15 protein-coding genes and 1 riboswitch are annotated in these 16938 nt (G+C 36.8%); of the genes, 11 read left to right on the plus strand and 4 right to left on the minus strand.

Annotated elements, in window-relative coordinates:
- Positions 1 to 26: 26 nt before the first annotated feature.
- Complete coding sequence (locus tag LNQ34_RS03565; RefSeq protein ID WP_229998670.1) at positions 27 to 3362, minus strand: T9SS-dependent choice-of-anchor J family protein; 3336 nt, start codon at positions 3360 to 3362, stop codon at positions 27 to 29.
- Between the two features lie 507 nt (positions 3363 to 3869).
- On the opposite strand from LNQ34_RS03565, the gene LNQ34_RS03570 reads away from it, so the two are divergent.
- The 4 genes from LNQ34_RS03570 (at position 3870) to LNQ34_RS03585 (ending at position 5798) form a co-directional block, all read left to right on the plus strand.
- Entirely contained in the window at positions 3870 to 4346 is a 477-nt protein-coding gene (locus tag LNQ34_RS03570; RefSeq protein WP_229998671.1) for a copper resistance protein NlpE, read from the plus strand.
- 39 nt (positions 4347 to 4385) lie between these two features.
- Entirely contained in the window at positions 4386 to 4598 is a 213-nt protein-coding gene (locus LNQ34_RS03575; protein WP_229998672.1) for a hypothetical protein, read from the plus strand.
- 53 nt (positions 4599 to 4651) lie between these two features.
- Entirely contained in the window at positions 4652 to 5233 is a 582-nt protein-coding gene (locus LNQ34_RS03580) for a pseudouridine synthase (protein ID WP_229998673.1), read from the plus strand.
- A gap of 106 nt (positions 5234 to 5339) precedes the next feature.
- Positions 5340 to 5798: a tRNA (cytidine(34)-2'-O)-methyltransferase gene (locus LNQ34_RS03585; RefSeq protein WP_229998674.1), complete on the plus strand. Its 459-nt coding sequence runs from the start codon at positions 5340 to 5342 to the stop codon at positions 5796 to 5798.
- 62 nt (positions 5799 to 5860) lie between these two features.
- Here LNQ34_RS03585 and LNQ34_RS03590 read toward each other — a convergent pair whose 3' ends face one another.
- From LNQ34_RS03590 to LNQ34_RS03600, 3 genes are all read right to left on the minus strand, one after another.
- Entirely contained in the window at positions 5861 to 6637 is a 777-nt protein-coding gene (locus LNQ34_RS03590; protein ID WP_229998675.1) for an ABC transporter ATP-binding protein, read from the minus strand.
- Positions 6638 to 6757: 120 nt separating this feature from the next.
- The gene (locus LNQ34_RS03595; protein ID WP_428979060.1) at positions 6758 to 7726 is read right to left on the minus strand and encodes an iron chelate uptake ABC transporter family permease subunit; all 969 of its coding nucleotides are present in this window, start codon (positions 7724 to 7726) and stop codon (positions 6758 to 6760) included.
- Between the two features lie 65 nt (positions 7727 to 7791).
- Positions 7792 to 8934, minus strand: a complete 1143-nt coding sequence (locus LNQ34_RS03600; RefSeq protein ID WP_229998677.1) for an ABC transporter substrate-binding protein — start codon at positions 8932 to 8934, stop codon at positions 7792 to 7794.
- Between the two features lie 178 nt (positions 8935 to 9112).
- On the opposite strand from LNQ34_RS03600, the gene LNQ34_RS03605 reads away from it, so the two are divergent.
- The 7 genes from LNQ34_RS03605 to LNQ34_RS03635 all read left to right on the plus strand — a co-directional run bounded on the left by LNQ34_RS03605 (position 9113) and on the right by LNQ34_RS03635 (position 16908).
- Positions 9113 to 9475 carry a C1orf53 family protein gene (locus LNQ34_RS03605; protein WP_017498679.1) on the plus strand — a complete coding sequence of 121 codons (363 nt, stop codon included), beginning with the start codon at positions 9113 to 9115 and terminating at the stop codon, positions 9473 to 9475.
- Positions 9476 to 10030: 555 nt separating this feature from the next.
- Complete coding sequence (gene cobU / locus LNQ34_RS03610; RefSeq protein WP_229998678.1) at positions 10031 to 10540, plus strand: bifunctional adenosylcobinamide kinase/adenosylcobinamide-phosphate guanylyltransferase; 510 nt, start codon at positions 10031 to 10033, stop codon at positions 10538 to 10540.
- A 119-nt stretch (positions 10541 to 10659) separates the two neighbouring features.
- On the plus strand, positions 10660 to 12339 hold the full coding sequence (cobT, locus tag LNQ34_RS03615; RefSeq protein WP_229998679.1) for a nicotinate-nucleotide--dimethylbenzimidazole phosphoribosyltransferase: 1680 nt from the start codon (positions 10660 to 10662) through the stop codon (positions 12337 to 12339).
- Positions 12340 to 12396: 57 nt separating this feature from the next.
- The gene (locus tag LNQ34_RS03620) at positions 12397 to 13182 is read left to right on the plus strand and encodes an adenosylcobinamide-GDP ribazoletransferase (protein WP_229998680.1); all 786 of its coding nucleotides are present in this window, start codon (positions 12397 to 12399) and stop codon (positions 13180 to 13182) included.
- A complete protein-coding gene (cobC, locus tag LNQ34_RS03625) occupies positions 13167 to 13700 on the plus strand; it encodes an alpha-ribazole phosphatase (RefSeq protein WP_229998681.1) in 534 nt (177 codons plus the stop codon). Before LNQ34_RS03620 ends, cobC begins: the two co-directional genes overlap by 16 nt.
- A 67-nt stretch (positions 13701 to 13767) precedes the next feature.
- A riboswitch (cobalamin riboswitch) is annotated at positions 13768 to 13970 on the plus strand.
- A 27-nt stretch (positions 13971 to 13997) separates the two neighbouring features.
- The gene (locus tag LNQ34_RS03630) at positions 13998 to 15851 is read left to right on the plus strand and encodes a TonB-dependent receptor plug domain-containing protein (protein ID WP_229998682.1); all 1854 of its coding nucleotides are present in this window, start codon (positions 13998 to 14000) and stop codon (positions 15849 to 15851) included.
- A gap of 4 nt (positions 15852 to 15855) precedes the next feature.
- Entirely contained in the window at positions 15856 to 16908 is a 1053-nt protein-coding gene (locus tag LNQ34_RS03635; protein ID WP_202701431.1) for a YncE family protein, read from the plus strand.
- The last annotated feature ends 30 nt before the right edge of the window (positions 16909 to 16938 follow it).

A 16938-nucleotide genomic window follows, 5' to 3' on the forward strand; every position in this document is an offset into this window, starting at 1 on the left:
TCAATTTCCTCCTCACATTTCACTTCTTACTTTTTAATAATTTTCCCTTTATAAACTACTTTATTATTCTCGGTTAGCGTATAAAAGTAAATCCCCGTTTGCAAATAACTTACCGGAACAGCCGTAGTACTTACATCCTGTGTTGCATTAATATCAACCGGATTCCCTAATAAATGACCTGAAACATCGTAGAACTTCAATTTCAGTTTTTTATCTGTATTGGTTTTTACGATCACATTCACCACATCAGTAGTCGGATTCGGATAAGCCTGAACCGCATAACCATTCTTGGTTTCAAAATCGATTGTTGACAGATTTGAAGAGTTCAATATAAAACGGGCAATTACCGGACCGTGGTCTGAAGTTGTGGTGGTGTAACTTGCAATATCATTTCGAGGATCATATACTGCAGTAGAACCTGAAATATATTGATCCGTTAACTCATTAGAAATCATAATATGATCTAAAAATCCGCCTGAACTTAGAAAACTAAATGCCCCAGCCTGACTGATTTCTAAAGTCAATGCTTTGTAATTGGCTGTATCTGTAACAAAACTTTCGTAAGAAGATGGATTTGGTGCAATAACTGATTTACTTACATCGTCATTATAATCTCCTAAAATCATAATATTAGCATTTGGGTATTGAACATCTAAACTATCTTTCAACACCTGCGCATCATATTTACGCATGTTATAACGGGAAATGTCCGAACCACTATTAGCACGTGCATGAAGATCGACCAGGTTAATTTCTTTTTTAATTCCATTTAAGTTAGTTTCAACTGTAACCATATATGGCAGACGACCAGATGAGAAAAAACTGCTGCTGGATCCTCCCGGATAATTATTCAAAGTTTTGGTACCAGCGCGTAATTCATCATAAAATTTCTTAAACATAACACGTGTCTTCTTAACTGTGGTAGTTTGTGTATTATAAATTACGACCAATTTTTGTGGAGGAAAACTTGGATCTGAATTCGGATCCCATGAATAGGACCATGACGTAGAAATACTTTTATCGAATGTTTTTCCATTCACACTTATTTTCTGAATCAAAGCATCGATCTGAGCATCGCTCGAAACTTCCTGAACTACATATACATCTGCATCAAGTTTATTCATAACTTTTGCTACATTTTCCAATTGTAACGTTTTATTCGTTGGTCCGTAAGCCGCAGTTGGAGCACCAAAAAACTCCAAATTATAAGTCACCACATCGTAAGTTTCTGCTTTTGGAAGAGAAGATCCCGTTAAAGAACCTATTTGTTTGTTTAACAAAGTTCCTGTTACTGTTAATGTACCACCAATTTTAAATTCTTTTGTAGTAGGTATGAATCGCGCATAAAGTGTTTTTCCTGCCAAAGCATCTGTCTCTGACAATGTAAAACTATTTTGGAACAAAGTATTATCCAAAGATATTTGATAACCAACCGGTGCCTTAATCGTAACGTCTCCATATCCTTTAGCTTTAAAAGCAAAAGATTGTGATGTCGAAACCGTATTTTGATCTACAGTCCCAAAATCTAAAACCGGATTTGAAGCTACATAACCCGTTTCATTTGCAATTGCATAATCATCAAATGACCACTCTGAAGCATTGTTAGATCCTCCTGCTGTCGTTTCGTACACCCACGCCAGATAAGTACTATTTGTTTTATAAGCTGTTAATTCTATATATTGAGATGCCGTGTAAGTTCCTGTAGTAGTTGGAAAACTTCCATCAATTTCTGTCCAAGTCGCTGTTTCCGGACTGCTAACACCGTCGTAATTTGTAGAAACCATTAATTTTAAGCCAGGTCCCGCATAAAACTTACGAGAATAAAAAGACAATAATGGTAATTTGTCAAATGTATCTAAACGCAATTTTGGAGAAATCAACCAATCTTTACTTGCTCCACTATCCGAAAATCCATTCATAAGAACTGCTCCTGTTCCAGAATTTATATTTCTGGCAGCATTAGTATAAGTCCATTTATTGGCAGTTCCTTCCAAATTGTATTGCGTCCATCCGCTGTTAGATAACACATTAGAGTCATCAAAATTTTGAATATACGGGTTAATTCCTCTTCCTGCCAGTGATATATGTTTCGCAACAGCATCGGTAGATTCATGTGTAATTTGACCTGTAAAGGCACCTAATAAATTTGGATTAAACCTTACATAAACCGTCTTGGACGCATTTGATGCAAAGTCAGCTGCAGTATATGTTAGTGTTGAACCAAAGGTTACATTATCTTTTGAAATTGAAAAATTTGGAGTAACACTTAACACTAAATTGTCTTTAAGGTCACTTGCCTGAATTTGATAGCTTTTAGAGCCTGATTCAAAGTTTGTCTCAGAAGCACCTAAATCAAGTGCACTAACTGTTGTTGTTATCTCTGGTAATGCAACTGCCGTTGTCGTTACGTCTACTTTAGTTACTGTACTTTGAATATTTTCGTATGCATCTTCAGAAACCGAGAATACGGAATAAGACGTCGCAGCTGATAAACCTGCAAAATTTTTAGTATAAGCCAGAGTTTTATCAACAATATTTAAAGATCCTGACTGCAGAGCTGCAGTACCACTAGCATCAAGTCCCAGTTTTACCTGAGCGGCAGTTGGAGCAGTACTTCCGCCAGGAAGCAATACATAATAAGTTTTTCCTATTTCATCTAACTTATCTGAAAAATCAAAATTAGTGGATGAAATATTTGTTGCCTTCGGGAACCCTGCTTCGTTTACCGGTGCAATGTGATCCGCATTAATATCAATATTATCTATTGCGAAAGATTGACGTGAACCTACAGATCCGGAAATCAGTCGGGCAATCCATCGTATTTGAACTATTTGCTGATTATCACAACTCGCAGGTAATGTTACTTTAATACGTGTAGTTCTTAAGTCTAATGGAGTTATAACTGCTGCTGTAGTCTGCAAGGTTGTACTATTGTTTGAATATGCAGGTGATAAAGTGGTAAAAGCACCGGTAGTTCCAACACGATACTGTAATGCCATTTCTTGCAAACGATTGTTGCTTCCTCCATCATATAAATTACGAATAATCATCGCATCGTAATATACGTTAACTGTTTGGCTCCCCAAACTTGAAAATGCAAAACCAATTGCAAAATCTCCGGATGTTGAATTCAAAAACCCGATTTTATCGTCATAATTATGAATCCCTCCCGAATTGACATTAGAGTTACTATTTTTCACTAATGCCCTATCTCCAGTTAATCCTGTACTCCAGACAGCAGTATTTTGATTTCCGCCATTAGCTGTCCAACCCTGAAAACCAGGAATATCAACATAAGTGTCGGCGGCGGCCGGTAACCCATCAAAACTTTGTTTATACGGAATGGACTGCACTGGAGGCATAGTTTGAGCTAAAACCGCTCCAGAAAAGCAACCAGAAAAACATAAAAAAGCCAAAAGCTGGCGAGAAAAGTAAAGTTTTTTCATAAGTAATTTAAAAATAGAGTTTTTAGAAATCAAATTTATATTCTTTAAAGTTAACAGAATATTGTGAAAACATAAACTTATCGTATCGCGCTTTTGTGAAAATTTTCCAACAATAAACAAATTATCCGTCAGTTCTTTCCATTATTCTTAGATCTGGCGGGACTTCACAAAACATTTGGTTTTTGTATGAATTAAGAGATTATCACAATTTAACAAGTTATTTCTTTTTTAAAATTTCTCTGTCTCAAAACCAATCGGGCTTAATTTACCCCCTAAATATTTTTTAACGACATTATTTTTTCTCATTAGTCTGTACGATTAGCACTTCTAAAGCTGAAAAATAAATCATTTAACTTCCCTTTTTCTATCTGTACAATTTTCTTTACCCTAAAATCGTTTTAGGTTTAACTAATACGATACAACATGAAAAAGTTATTTATCTTTTCGGCTCTATTTTCTCTGCTACTGTCCTGCAATACAAAAACAACTAAAGAAAACAATACTACAAACAAGGAAACGGTCACTAAAACCAACAACAGTTTCAGCAAAACAACAATCTATGAAGGAATAATTCCGTGTGCTGATTGTAGCGGAATTCAAATGACTTTGAAAATCTACACCGATTATAGTGTTTCGCAGAACAATAAATTCGAATTAATAAGTGTCTATCAGGGAAAAGAACCCGGAAATGTCTTTACCCAGAAAGGTAATTTTAATACCGAAAGAGGATTAGATAAAGATCCGGACGGTACAATTTATGTCCTAAACTGGGATCAGCCGGAGGAAAAACAGCTGTACTATGGTTATTATAGTTCTAATCCTGAAAAGATCTATCTACTGGATAAAGACAGAAAAAGGATTAAATCTAATCTAAATTACTTTCTGACTTTAAAAAAATAAGCTCTTTAACAGTAGTTACTAACGATTCAATCCAGAATTATGAACTTCTTCAAAATCAAAACTTCCTGGTCTAATGTTGAATTTATTGGAATCAAATTGTGTATCGCTTCAGCTTACGTATTAATTGGAAGTTACTTTCATGATTTTTTCAAAAATTATTATTTCCCAATTCTACTCCTATTTGCAATTACGGCAATCTGGTTTGTTCTTCAATGGCTAAAAAAAATGAAACATGAAAAATCTAAATCTTAAGATTTCCTTTTAAACTCTGCAAACAAAGTTATCTTTGCAGTCAAAAAACAAATATGCATCATCATTTTCTTCTTTTTAAACCTTACGGCTATCTAAGTCAGTTTATTTATGAATTGAAAAGGAAGAAAAAGCTTTTAGGGGAATTATATAATTTCCCCGAAGGTACTATGGCCATCGGAAGACTTGATGAAGACTCTGAAGGTTTACTTTTATTGACGACAGACGGAAGGATAAGCGAACTGGTAAGAAGCAAAAAGGTAGACAAAGAATATTACGTTCAGGTCGACGGAATCATCACTCCCGAAGCAATCGAGGCCTTACAAAAAGGCGTTGAAATAGGTTTTGATGGCGGTAAATACAAAACCAGACCCTGCACTGCTTTTATCGTTACTGAAATTCCGGATTTTGGTCCAAGAGCCAAAAAAATCAGAGATGAACGCCATGGTCCAACCTCCTGGGCGTCGATTACAATAAGAGAAGGAAAATTTCGTCAGGTGCGGAAAATGACCGCGGCTGTTGGATTTCCAACTTTAAGACTGGTTCGTGTTCGCATAGGAAATGTATCTTTGCAAAACTTAAAAGCCGGAGAAGTGATGGAAGTAACCCAATTTGAATTAGATAATGAGGCCGTTTAATAATTAGATAATTGCCGGGGCGCTTAATTAGTTGCCCATAACTCAATAATCAAATCGCAAATTCCAAAACTCATAACTCATAACTCATAACTCATAACTCAAAAAAATGCTAAACATAGTTCTTGTAGAACCTGAAATCCCTAATAACACTGGAAACATTGGACGTTTGTGCGTGGGTACAGAAAGCAGGTTACATTTAATTCACCCTTTCGGATTTGTAATTAACGATAAAAACCTGAAACGTTCGGGACTGGATTACTGGGTACATCTTGACGTTACCGAATACCAAAATATAGAAGAATGGATTGAACAGATTCCTGATCAGTCACGTGTTTTTCTGATGAGTTCTCATGCCGAAAAATCATATCTCGAAACTGATTTTCAAGACGGAGACTGGCTTGTATTTGGTAAAGAAAGTGTAGGTTTAAGTAAAGAAGTACTGGCACGTTTTGAGAATCACCTCACCATTCCCATGTCAAAATTAATCCGAAGCTTTAATATTGCCAATTCTGTGGCTTTTGTGGTAGGGGAAGCAAAAAGACAAATCGGACTGAAAAATAATTAGTCCTTAATTCCTTTAGTTTTAAACGCTATTCCGGTCTCTTTGTAAAGTGTTCGACAAGTCTGCTATGTAATTACAAACTTTCCTTTTTCGGCATCAAAAATAATATGTTCGCCTTTGAATAGGGTTGCAAAACTTCCTTTTGAGATTAAATTGCATGGCGCGTCCTGTACCACCAATTCAGGAGTCATAATAATCATTTCATCACTCAACTGAATTGCCAGATCGATGTCATGAGTCGAAAATAAAATACATTTCTGCGTTTCCTCTGTTAGTTTTTTGAGGAGTTTGAATAGCGAAACTTTGTGCAGTAAATCAAGATGTGTCGTGGGCTCGTCCAGAATAATCAATGGAGTATCTTGTGCCAAAGCCCGCGCAATTAAAACCTTCTGCAATTGTCCGTCACTAATTTCGAAATGCTTTTTCTGTGCCAGATGCTCTATTTGAGTCAACTCTAAAGCTTCCTGAACTTTCTCGATATCATTCTGACTTAAAGTCCCAATCCAATTGGTGTAAGGCTGACGTCCTAAAGCTACTAATTCGAAAACAGACAAATTACTTGGCGGTAGCTTTTCGGTTAAAACTAAGCTTAAATTTTGAGCCAATTCCAGAGGTTTATAAGTACTTATATTTTTTTCATTTAGAAAAACATGCCCTTTCAACGGCTGCTGAATTCCGGTAATCGTGCGAAGCAAAGTCGATTTCCCAATTCCGTTTGCACCAATTAACGAAATGAGTTTACCCGAAGCTAAATTCAGATTTAGATTTTCAGCAATAGTCACAACTCCTTTCTTGGACTTGTAGCCGATACTAAGGTTTGCACTTTTTAAAATAGTAGTCATTGTTTAAAGGTACTAAGGTTCTAAGCTACTAAGGTTCTAAGTTTTTTCTTCACCGCTTTTAATTTTTAAAAATCAATCTGCGAAAATCCGTTGAATCCGCTTAATCTGTGGCTAATTTATTTACTGGAAATTTCTTTTGCGCATGAGCAGCCAAACGACAATTGGTGCGCCAATTATAGACGTGATGGCATTAATAGGTAACGTAGTCTCTAGTCCCGGCATTTGTGATGCCATATCGCAAAACAACATGATTATTCCTCCGTAAAAAAAAGTACTCCAGTATAAAACTGTATGATTACTGGTCTGAAAAGTGAGCTTTGCAATATGTGGCACTGCCAAACCTATGAATGCAACCGGTCCTGCAAAAGCAGTAACACTTCCGGCCAGAATACTTGTTGCAAAAATAATGATCAATCGGGCTCTCTTGTAATTCAACCCCATACTTTTGGCGTAATTTTCACCTAAAAGCAAGGCATTTAAAGGTTTAATACTTCCGGCACTCAAAAACAGACCCAAAGCAACACAAACTGCCAAAATCAAGATCGAAGTCCAGGAAAGATTCCCAAGACTCCCCAGAGACCAAAAGGTGAATTTCTGCAATTGTTCCGCTGAACTAAAATACGTCAAGACCCCAACAATAGCACTGGTAAAACTGCCAAACATTAATCCGACGATTAAAATTGCCATCGTATTTCGTAAACGCTGTGCTACCAATAAAACCAATAATAAAACCAAAACACTTCCTATTGTCGAAGCCAGTACAATTGCATACGGCGACAATAAAATCGAATTTAAAAATGAAGGCAAAAAACCCGCTCCTAAAATCACAATCGCAACAGCCAGAATTGCTCCCGAACTTAAACCTAATACATCAGGTCCTGCGAGTGGATTTCTAAACAAAGTCTGCATCAGCAAACCGCTCACCGATAAACCAATACCCACCAACATGGCTGTAATAGCCTTAGGCAGACGATAATTGACAATAATATATTCCCAGGTCGATTTACTGGCATGGCTTCCCGTCATACTGTTATATACTTCCTTAAAAGGTATAGTCACTGATCCCAGGCTAATGTCTAAAAAGAACATAAACAATAAGGCCAGACCGAGTACCGAAAACAGCATTATATTTCGTTTTTTATGAATCAATGAACTTAGTTTAATTTAGAAGCAAAAGTAAATTCATAGCTTGGCAACAACTCCGGGTGAAAAATCTTGATATAATCTTTTAATACTAAATCAGGACGGCTTGGCGCCAGCTCATAATAAACTGTTCCTCCCGTTGCTCCCGCTTTACCTTCAAACGTATAAACATTCTTAGACTTGAAGGCATCAAACTCTATATAATGAGGATTACTTTTTCCGAATTCGTCCAAACTTTTAAAGGAACCCGCAGCGATCCAGAAATTAGCTGTTTTGGCTTTCACTAAGACTTTTTCAAAAGACAAGCCTTCGCTTCCCGTGCCTTTCAAATCCGCCCATAGGTAATTGGCCTGTGCATCTTTCATAAACTGCGCCACCCAACTGTTTCCTTTAGCAACATACCAAGTATCTTCGTACATAGAACCGTATAAAACACTTGAAGTTGCCGGTTTTCCCGCTACTAATTTTTTAGCCTGGTCATAACTCAAAACAATTTTATCAAACAACTCTTTCGCCTGTTCTTCTTTACCAAATAAAGCACCGTAAAGTTTAATCCACTCTGCTTTTCCAAGGGGAGATTGCTCCATCCAGTCGGCCTGAATCAAAACATTTAAACCGCTTTTTTTCAAATTATCAAGCATCGCATTGTTATTGTCTACTCCGAAAGTCACTATTAAATCCGGAGATAACTCTATCAATTGTTCGATATTTAATTTCTCGTTTTGCCCCACATTTTTAACGGCACCTTTGTCTATCAGTGCCCTGGTTTTTTCTGAAGAAATGTAATCGGTATGAGGAAAACCTACCAATTTATTTTCTACTTCCAACATCTCCAAAAACGGAATATTAGTCGTTGAAGTCACTACAATTGACTCTAAAGGGACTTTGATAGTTGTGTACTTTTGCAAACTGTCCGGTACTTTCGCCTCTTTCTCTTTCAGTATATAAGTAAACTTGGTATGGGCATCCGGCCAAGGATCTGAAACGGTTACTACCGAATAACCTTCGTGCTTTATAATCGAGAGTCCGGACGCATATTCGATACTATTTTTTTCGGTTTCCGTTTTTACAATCTCCGAAGATTCATTTTTTTTGCATCCGATAAGAAGAAAAAAAGGTAAAACAAAAATCATTTTGGGCAATAAATGTCTCATATATAAGTTCTATTATTTTTTTAAAGGGCTCAGTTTCATCACGCTGCTTTTATGGCATATAATTTGAATCGTCTTCCTTATAAATTTTACAATTTCATTACTGACAAAGGTAACGCAATTTCTATTTTTTTTATCTACCTTTATTCCTACAAAATCAAATAAACATCATTTTTCCCTAATGAATCCCATAAAAACCAAAGTCTGCTCGAGCTGTGAATCTTCTTTCAGCTGTGGAGATACTTCAAATGAAAACAAGTGTTGGTGTAATGATTTTCCCCCTATTTTTAATCTTTCCGAAGGAGGCGACTGTCTTTGCCCTGTTTGTTTTAAAGAAGCCTGCGAAGATAAAATTGACGCTTACGTAGAAACGCTTACCCCACAAAAAGCTCTTAAAAATAAAGCCATATCTTTACCCAAACAAGAAAAGCTAATCGAAGGAATTGATTATTATTTGGAAGACGGAAATTATGTTTTCAAAGCATGGTTTCACTTAAAAAGAGGAAGCTGCTGCGGAAACGAATGCCGACATTGTCCTTATTAATTGTTATGAGTTTTGAATTATGAGTTATGAGTTATTATATATAGATACCTTAAAATCTTAAAACCATAACTCTTAACCCATAATTCAACAAAAGCTTCGACTCCGCTCAGCCTGACATTCGACTAACCCACATAACTCATAACTCAAAACTCATAACTCAAAACTCATAACTCAACATAAGCTTCGACTCCGCTCAGCCTGACATTCGACTAATCCACACAACTCATAACTCAAAACTCATAACTCAAAACTCAACAAAAGCTTCGACTCCGCTCAGCCTGACATTCGACTAACCCACACAACTCATAATTCATAACTCATAACTCAACAAAAGCTTCGACTTCGCTCAGCCTGACATTCGACTAACCCACATAACTCATAACTCATAACTCATAACTCATAACTCAAAACTCAACATAAGCTTCGACTCCGCTCAGCCTGACATTCGACTAACCCACATAACTCATAACTCAAAACTCAACAAAAGCTTCGACTTCGCTCAGCCTGACATTCGACTAACCTACACAACTCATAACTCATAACTCATAATCAAAAATGATCTACCTAATTACAGGCGGCGAACGATCAGGAAAGAGCAGTTACGCTCAAAACCTGGCCTTACAACTTTCAGATACACCTATATATGTAGCGACAGCCAGAAAATGGGATTCTGATTTTCAAAACAGAATTGACAGACACCAACAGGAACGTGACGAACGCTGGACCAATATTGAAAAAGAGAAATACTTAAGCGAAATTGACTTTTCCGGAAAAGTGGCTTTAATAGATTGTGTTACCCTCTGGCTGACCAACTTTTTTGTCGATCATAAAAATGAGGTTACTTTAAGTTTAGAGGAAGCAAAAAAAGAATTTCTATCCATCGCGCAACAGGAAAATGCTACGCTGATTATTGTCACAAATGAAATCGGAATGGGGGTTCATGCCGAAACTCATATCGGCCGAAAATTCACCGAACTTCAGGGCTGGATGAATCAGTTTTTGGCTTCAAACGCGGATGAAGTGGTTCTAATGGTTTCGGGCATCCCTGTTAAAATAAAAGGATAATGATGAAAAGAAAATCCAGATTTTAAATCCCAAATTCCAATACGATACTTTATCTTTACGGTTACTATTCCCCCAACCCAAAGTTTTGGAATTTGGAATTTAAAAATTGGAATTTAAAAATGAGCCATTTAGACGATATACTAAAATCACGTCGTGATACCCGCCATTTTACAAAGGATGAAGTTCCTGATGAAGTCATTCAGAAAGCACTTCAAGCCGGACATTGGGCTCCGTCAGTTGGATTAACAGATGCCACCCGATATTATCTTATTAAATCTGCTGCGGTTAAAAGTACCATCAAAAATCTTTTTTTAGATTATAACAAAAAAGCGGAGGAACTTACCGACAATCACGAACAAAAGGAACACTATAAATCCTTAAAACTGGAGGCCATTGAGGAAGCTCCAATCGGACTCATTATCGCTTATGACCGATCTGTACTGAACCAATTTACGATTGGAACGGTTGGCAGCAATGAAGCGGTAAAATTCAGTTCGGTTTGTGCTGCTCAGAACATCTGGCTCTCTCTCACTGAGCAGGGTTACGGAATGGGCTGGGTGTCTATTCTGAACTATTATCAGTTTAAAAAGATTCTCGATTTACCTGAAAACATTGAGCCCTTAGGGTATTTCTGCATCGGAAAACCTGCAACGAATTACGATAATCAACCCATGTTGCAGCAATTACACTGGAAACAAAAATCAGAGGCTCCCGATTGTAAGGAAATCAAAACTACCGTTGAAAATCTAATTCCGAATTTAAATTTAAACCCAAAAACAGCAAACTCAAAAGATTTCAACTTCAGCACTCAGCTACAAGACAAAATAGATTCGAAGACCAAACCCATTGGCGCTTTGGGGACTCTCGAGACTTTGGCTTTTCAAATGGGAACTGTTTTCGAAACCTTAAACCCCAAAATCATAAATCCTGCTATCGTCGTTTTTGCTGCCGATCATGGTATTGCCAATCATGGTGTTAGTGCTTACCCCCAGGATGTCACAAGACAAATGGTGACTAATTTTCTGGAAGGCGGCGCTGCCATTAATGTCTTCTGCAAGCAAAATGACATTCAGTTATCCATCGTTGATGCCGGTGTTAATTATGACTTTCCAACCAATGCCAATCTGATTAATGCCAAAATAGCCAAAGGAACACAATCCTTTCTGCACCTTCCCGCAATGAGTGAAGCAGAGTTACAGTTGTGCTTTGAAAAAGGAAAATCAATTGTGGAAGACCTTGCGAGAAAAGGTTCCAATTGTATTGGTTTTGGTGAAATGGGAATTGGAAACACCTCTACTGCCTCGGTATTGATGAGCCTTCTAACCGGATTCTCTATCGAAGAATGCGTAGGAAAAGGAACAGGTGTTGAAGATGAAAAATTACTGCAAAAACAAAACTTACTGCGAAAAGCTATTGAAAATTATACCGGTCCGGCCGAGTTAAAACAGCAGCTGGCCTACTTTGGAGGTTTTGAAATTATACAAATTGCCAGCGGAATGTTAACTGCTTTTGAGAACAACATGCTCCTTCTGGTGGATGGTTTTATTTGCAGCACTGCTTTCTTAATTGCTTCAAAAATAAATCCTGCTATTCATAAAAATGCGGTCTTCTGTCATTGTTCTGCCGAGAAAGCGCATCAGAAATTATTAGATTATTTAAATGCAAAACCTATTCTGAATCTGGATTTACGTTTGGGTGAAGGTACAGGCTGTGCGATTGCCTTTCCAATTCTGAAATCAGCTGAAGTTTTTCTGAATGAAATGGCCAGTTTCGAAAGTGCGGGAGTGAGTAGGAAATAGTTTTCAGTCTCAGTTTATAGTTTTATCCTTTAATTTTGCCCTAATCAATTATCTTAAATGAAAAAAGAACTGCATATTTTCTTTACTTGCTTAATGTTTTACTCCAGAATCCCGTGCCCTAAAAACATCAATCATGATCCTGACTATTTAAATAAGGCAACACGCTATTTTCCTTTCATTGGCTGGATTGTTGGGAGTATTTCCTTTCTGGCTTTTTATCTTTTCTCGCTTTTTCTATCTATTGAAACCGCAGTACTTTTGGCTATTATCGCCTCAATTTTAACCACGGGAGCTTTTCATGAAGATGGTTTTGCTGATGTTTGTGATGGTTTTGGAGGCGGCTGGACCAAAGAAAAAATTCTGCTTATCATGAAAGACAGTGCGATTGGAGCCTACGGAGCTATCGGTTTGGTTTTACTATTTCTATTAAAATTCAAACTGCTTTCAGAATCCATTTCACTTTTTACCACTAACATTTTTCTAATTTTCCTTTTGTTTATTTCGTCTCACTCCTTAAGTCGTCTTGCAGCAATATCTATTATTTTTACGCACGAATACTCCCGCGATGATGCGACGAGTAAAAGCAAACCTATCGCTAAGAAACACAGTTGGAAAGAAATTACAGGTTCGTTCTTCTTCGGACTAATTCCATTATTGGCATTTTCATTTTTTCAATCTGAATTTCTTTTGGCAATTATTCCGGTATTCATCATGCGTTATTTTTTAGCCCGCTATTTCCAAAAATGGATTGATGGTTATACGGGCGACTGTCTGGGAGCAACGCAACAGGTTTGTGAAGTTATTTACTATTTGAGCATTCTTTTGATATGGAAATTTATCTAGTTCGTCATACCGAAACAACCTGCGCAAAAGGAATCTGCTACGGTCAGACTGATGTAGATTTGGCTATTCCATTCGAGGAAATCTTTAAGGATATTGTCTCGCAATTACCTCCTGAGGCCCTACTCTTTTCAAGTCCATTGAAACGTTGTACCCTACTGTCCCAATACATCCAAAATACTGTAAAACCTCTTTCCTTTGTTATGGACGATCGTCTGATGGAAATGAATTTTGGCGATTGGGAATTGAAAAACTGGGATGCAATTCCTGCGGAAGAACTTAATCCCTGGATGGAAGATTTTGTCACCACGCAAGTCCCAAACGGCGAATCTTTTACAACACTTCACGAAAGAGTGGGTGCGTTTTTACAGGATTACGTTTTCAATCAAACTGCTCCTGTAGTCATTGTCTCACATGCAGGTGTGATCAGAAGTATTTTATGTCATCAGTCCGGATTGCCTTTAAAAGACGCTTTTACCAATAAAGTCGCATTCGGACAGGTTATTAAAATAGTGATTTAAATGATCATTTGTTCAGAATCCCTCTCTAAAACGAAAACAAATTTGAAAATTCAATAATTTTAACTTTATCTTTGCAGAAAATTAAGGTTGTGTTCATTCATACACATTAAAAGGGAATCAAGTCATAAATCTTGAGCTGTACCCGCAACTGTAAGCTTTGTTCTGAAAAGAATGCTTGTTGTTAACTACAAAACCACTGCTCGCTCTGACGAATGGGAAGGTAAACAACAAGACGCAAGCCAGGAGACCTGCCTTTGTAATCAATATCGAGCTCTCGGGAAAAAGAGTGTAGAAATTATGACTTTAAAAAAACTTTTTGCTCTTTGTTTCTTATTGTTGTGCCAGATTACCGTGGCGCAGAGCGATTCTATTACGAAACTTAAAACAGTAGTCGTTTCTGACGCTAATCTTAAAAAATACTCCAATTCACAATCGGTTTTAAAACTAAATGACTCTGTTATTGGCAAGAATGAAGCCTTATTAACGGATTTGTTAAACTTTAATTCGACCATTTATTTTAAAGAGTACGGCCGCGGAATGCTTTCTACAGTTGCTTTTAGAGGTACAACATCATCGCAAACGGCTGTAATCTGGAACGGAATCAACATTAATTCCCAAATGAACGGAAGTACTGATTTTAATACCATTTCCGGATCCGATTATAATTCTATTAGTGTAAAAGCAGGAGGAGGAAGTGTTATTTACGGCAGCGGAGCCGTTGGAGGAACCGTACACTTGAATACGGATCTCGCTTTTTACAATAAATTTGAAAACAGTTTAAGATTGGATTACGGAAGTTTCAATACTATCGGGATTAATTATAAAACAAATATCTCCAATAAAAAATGGAGTACTCAAATTGGTTTTTCCAAAAACAGTTCTACAAACGATTATAAATATCTGAACCAATACAACTGGAAAGGCGAACAGCGTTGGAATCAAAACGGTCAGTATGATGTTATTACCCTAAGTGCTAATGCAGGATATAAAATCGATGCCAAAAACAGTTTAAAGCTATATACCCAAACTTCAAACACGGACAGAAATACTTCATTGGTTTCGGAATCTGAAACTAAAAGCAAATATGTCAATGGCTTTAATCGGAACTTATTAGAGTATGATGGTGATTTTGGCAGATTCAAAACCAATTTCAAAACAGCCTATATTTTTGAGAATTATAAATATTATGCCGACAATTCCAGCAATATTTATACCTACGGAAAAACAGAAAGCCTGACTACAAAAACCGATTTAGGATATCAGTTATTAGAATCGCTGCAAGTAAATGGTATTCTGGACTACAACCGAACTAAAGGATACGGAAGTGGTTTTGGTGATAATGTTAGAGAAATAAGTTCTGCGGCTTTACTTATAAAACAAGAGGTTTCTCCAAACTGGAAAAACGAATTTGGGGTTCGTAAAGAATTTACAGACAATTATAAATCTCCGGTACTATTCTCGGCAGGTTCTTCTTATCAGTTTGGGAAACTGTACAATTTAAAATTGAATGTATCCCGTAATTTCCGAATTCCAACTTTCAATGATTTGTACTGGGAACAAGGCGGAAATCCTAATTTAAAACCGGAGAGTTCTTATCAGGCCGAAATTGGAAACGTTTTCACCATTCAGAACTTCTCTTTGACTCAGACTTTTTATTATATCAAAATAAAAGATTTATTGCAGTGGGTCCCGGGAGCTAATGGTATCTGGTCACCGCAAAACACAGACAAAGTTAATAGTTACGGCGCCGAAACACTATTGAGTTGGAAAAAGAGTTTTGGCAAAAACAACCTGACTGCAAATGCGACGTATGCCTATTCAATTTCAGAAAATGTAGAAACCAAAAAGCAATTGTTTTTTGTTCCTTTTCATAAAGTAACCGCTGCCATCGCTTACTCAAGAAATAACCTATCAGCCCATTATCAATTTCTTTATAATGGCTTTGTGTACACACAAGCTGACAATGACCCCGAAAAAATCGTATCGGCTTACACCGTTTCTAATATTGGTGTAGACTACGATTTTAAATTTTTATCTTCTTTCAAAGTAGGTTTTCAGGTTTTGAATGTTTGGAATACCTTCTATCAAAGTCTGGAATACCGACCAATGCCCGGAAGAAATTATAACCTGTACTTAAACTTTAAATTTTAAAATAATGAAACTAACTAGATTATTCTTACTAGCATTAAGCGCATCGCTTTTTGTTTCTTGCTCTAATGACGACTCTGATGGACCTAAAGGAGTTTATGATAATGGCGTTTTCATCTTAAATGAAGGAAACTTTACTGACGGTGGTTCCGTTTCTTTCACATCTGACGATTTAAATACTTTCACGAAAGATGTTTACAAAACTGTAAATACGAGCGATTTCGTTGGAAAATATCTTCAAAACATCTTTTTTGACGGAGACAAGGCTTATATTATTGCCGGTGGTTCAAATGTTATTAATGTAGTAGACCGCTATAGTTTTAAGCTGATTGCAAAAATTGACACCGGACTTGCTAATCCTCGCTATGGTGTTGTTAAGGATGGCAAAGCTTATGTAACTAATGCTAATACCTATCCTAGCTACACTGACCCGGAAAAAAACCCTAACGCCAATATTGACGATTATGTTGCCGTAATTAATCTGAGTACAAATACTGTTGAATCTAAAATCGAATTGAAAGGTACAGGAAACAGAATTGTGTTAGATAATGGAAAACTATACATCACTGAGCCAAATAACAGCGACAAGTTGTTGGTGGTAAACATTACAACCAAAACAGTAGAAACTGTTACTATTGGTTCAGATGCAGATTCTATTGAAGAAGAAAACGGAGTTCTTTTTATCCTTAGAAAACCTTACGGTGCTGCCGGAGAAATTGTAAAAGTAAAAATTTCAGACAAATCTGTTTCCAAAATTGCTTTGCCTGCTAATTTAGGAAATGCTGGTCAATTAGATATTGAAGGTGGTAAGATTTATTATACTGCTTCAAGTTCTGTTTATGTTATGAATACTACTGCTACAACAGCTTCTACTACACCAATCTTAACTTCTCCTGTAGGTTATTTATACGGATTTGCAGTAAACGATAATCGTATATATCTTGCTGACGGAGGTGATTTTAAATCAAACAGCAAAGCTTACATCTACAATTTAAGCGGAACATTACAAAAAGAATTAACAGTTGGTGTTGGACCAAACGGTTTTTATTTCAATGATTAATTCCAGTAACTCGTTTGGATTATGACATAA

Source organism: Flavobacterium lipolyticum (assembly GCF_020905335.1).
GTDB classification, from domain to species: domain Bacteria; phylum Bacteroidota; class Bacteroidia; order Flavobacteriales; family Flavobacteriaceae; genus Flavobacterium; species Flavobacterium lipolyticum.

Coding starts and splice junctions, on each gene's coding strand:
- LNQ34_RS03565 (WP_229998670.1), bottom strand. CDS start 3,362: ATGCCTCCAGTGCAGTCCATTCCGTATAAACAAAGTTTTGATGGGTTA.
- LNQ34_RS03570 (WP_229998671.1), top strand. CDS start 3,870: ATGAAAAAGTTATTTATCTTTTCGGCTCTATTTTCTCTGCTACTGTCC.
- LNQ34_RS03635 (WP_202701431.1), top strand. CDS start 15,856: ATGAAACTAACTAGATTATTCTTACTAGCATTAAGCGCATCGCTTTTT.
- cobU (WP_229998678.1), top strand. CDS start 10,031: ATGATCTACCTAATTACAGGCGGCGAACGATCAGGAAAGAGCAGTTAC.
- LNQ34_RS03585 (WP_229998674.1), top strand. CDS start 5,340: ATGCTAAACATAGTTCTTGTAGAACCTGAAATCCCTAATAACACTGGA.
- cobT (WP_229998679.1), top strand. CDS start 10,660: ATGAGCCATTTAGACGATATACTAAAATCACGTCGTGATACCCGCCAT.
- LNQ34_RS03595 (WP_428979060.1), bottom strand. CDS start 7,726: ATGTTCTTTTTAGACATTAGCCTGGGATCAGTGACTATACCTTTTAAG.
- LNQ34_RS03620 (WP_229998680.1), top strand. CDS start 12,397: ATGAAAAAAGAACTGCATATTTTCTTTACTTGCTTAATGTTTTACTCC.
- LNQ34_RS03605 (WP_017498679.1), top strand. CDS start 9,113: ATGAATCCCATAAAAACCAAAGTCTGCTCGAGCTGTGAATCTTCTTTC.
- LNQ34_RS03630 (WP_229998682.1), top strand. CDS start 13,998: ATGACTTTAAAAAAACTTTTTGCTCTTTGTTTCTTATTGTTGTGCCAG.
- LNQ34_RS03590 (WP_229998675.1), bottom strand. CDS start 6,637: ATGACTACTATTTTAAAAAGTGCAAACCTTAGTATCGGCTACAAGTCC.
- cobC (WP_229998681.1), top strand. CDS start 13,167: ATGGAAATTTATCTAGTTCGTCATACCGAAACAACCTGCGCAAAAGGA.
- LNQ34_RS03575 (WP_229998672.1), top strand. CDS start 4,386: ATGAACTTCTTCAAAATCAAAACTTCCTGGTCTAATGTTGAATTTATT.
- LNQ34_RS03580 (WP_229998673.1), top strand. CDS start 4,652: ATGCATCATCATTTTCTTCTTTTTAAACCTTACGGCTATCTAAGTCAG.
- LNQ34_RS03600 (WP_229998677.1), bottom strand. CDS start 8,934: ATGAGACATTTATTGCCCAAAATGATTTTTGTTTTACCTTTTTTTCTT.